We start from the raw sequence: 348 nt of genomic DNA on the forward strand, positions 1-348 counted from the left end.
TCTGGGGCATCATCACCGCCAACCCGGCAATGGCGGATGGCAACGCGCTCTTCCACAACAGCCACAAGAACCTCGCCGGCACCGGCGCGGCGCTCGACGTAAGCAGCGTCGGCGCGGCACGGGCGGCGATGGCCAAGCAGACGGGGCTCGACAAGAAGACGGTGCTGAACGTCCGCCCCGCCTTCCTGATCGTGCCTGCCTCGTTGGAACTGAAGGCCGAGCAGCTGGTCGCCCAGAACCTGGTGCCCGCCGCGACGTCGAGCGTGGTGCCGCAGTCGATCCGGACGCTCGCGCCGATCAGTGAACCCCGGCTCGACGCTGCCAGCGAGACCGCCTGGTATCTGGCCG

The 348-nt window shown here is 69.0% G+C and carries 1 protein-coding gene; it reads left to right on the plus strand.

Annotation, left to right across the window (positions count from 1 at the left end):
- A partial coding sequence (locus tag EP376_RS22760) for a phage major capsid protein (RefSeq protein ID WP_206074853.1) occupies positions 1–348 on the plus strand: 348 nt, incomplete at both ends.

Origin of the sequence: Alexandriicola marinus, from assembly GCF_004000435.1 — a bacterium.
Lineage (GTDB): Bacteria > Pseudomonadota > Alphaproteobacteria > Rhodobacterales > Rhodobacteraceae > Alexandriicola > Alexandriicola marinus.